1 protein-coding gene is annotated in these 1,144 nt (G+C 72.6%); it reads left to right on the top strand.

The features are described from left to right. A partial coding sequence (locus tag ACFWJO_RS40370; RefSeq protein ID WP_386873347.1) for an acyltransferase family protein occupies positions 1 to 1,061 on the top strand: 1,061 nt, incomplete at its 5' end. Between the last annotated feature and the right edge of the window lie 83 nt (positions 1,062 to 1,144).

The following is a 1,144-nucleotide window of genomic DNA, read 5'->3' as shown; positions in this document are numbered from 1 at the left end:
CCCTTCGGCTTGTCTCCATCGCGGCGGTGGTGCTGGGTCACGCGTACCTGACGGACCTCACCTTCAGCCGGTACCTGGAGATCTGGCGGATGCCGCTGTTCTTCTTCCTCACCGGCTACTTCTGGACGCGCGGCCGCCCCTGGGCCACGGACGTGCGGGGCCGCTTCCGGAGCCTGATGGTGCCGTACCTGGTGTGGGCGGCGCTCATGTCCGTGGCCGCGTTCGCGTGGTTCGCCGACGACCCCGACCTCCTGCGGCGCCTGATGATCACCGGCTGGTACGGGGGCGCGGACCAAGAGCCCCCGTGGTGGGCGTTCTGGTTCATCTCCGTCCTGTTCTTCACCACGGTGCTGCGCCGATTCCTCGAGCGCTTCCCGTCCGCCGTCGCCTGGGCCGTGGGCCTGGCCGGGCTGGCGTGGGCCCACCTCGTGCCGGACTCCGCGATCGCCCGCACGCCTCTGGGCGTCGGGCTGGCCCTGCCGTGCCTGCTGTTCGTCCTCAGCGGCGAGACGTTCCGGCGCCGCGTCCAGCCGCACGTGCGACGCCATCGGACGCTCATCGGCCTCGGCCTGGTGCTGCTCGGGCTGGTCTCGGTCCGGCTGGGCCTGGAGCCGCCCAACATCAAGTTCGGCGGCTTCGGCACGCCGGTGCTCACCCCCGCCGTGGGCGTCCTGATGTCCGCGGGGATGGTGCTCGTGTTCGGTTCCACGGTGGAGGGACTGCTGCGCTCCTTCGCCCGGCGCACCGGGACGGGTCAGGCCCTGCGCCTCGCCATCACCGCCCTGGTCCGGACGGGCACGGTGGTGGTGCTGCTGCACGGCTGGGTGCTGATGTGGGTCACGCGCCACGGCGTGGAGGACAACGCCGTCAAGTTCGCCCTCGCGCTCGCCCTCAGCTGGCTGGCAGGCCTCGCCCTGCTCGCCACCCCCCTGTCCAAGCCGTTCACGGGGGCGCGCCGCCGCTGGCACCCGGTGCACCGCCTGCGACACGTGGAGCCCCCGCACCCCGTCACGTCCGCGCTGCCGCGCGTCACGACCGCCTCGGAGAGGACACAACCATGAGCCGGGATCATCGCCCCCCGATCCGCAATCCGTTCCTGGCGTCGACGCCGGAGGAGCCCGAGGCGCCGACCCGCGACGGCGGC

The sequence above is a fragment of the Streptomyces sp. NPDC127092 genome (assembly GCF_042722475.1).
Classification (GTDB): Bacteria; Actinomycetota; Actinomycetes; order Streptomycetales; family Streptomycetaceae; genus Streptomyces.
Note: the sequence above shows the minus strand (reverse complement) of the source record. Positions and strands in the feature narration are given on the sequence as shown.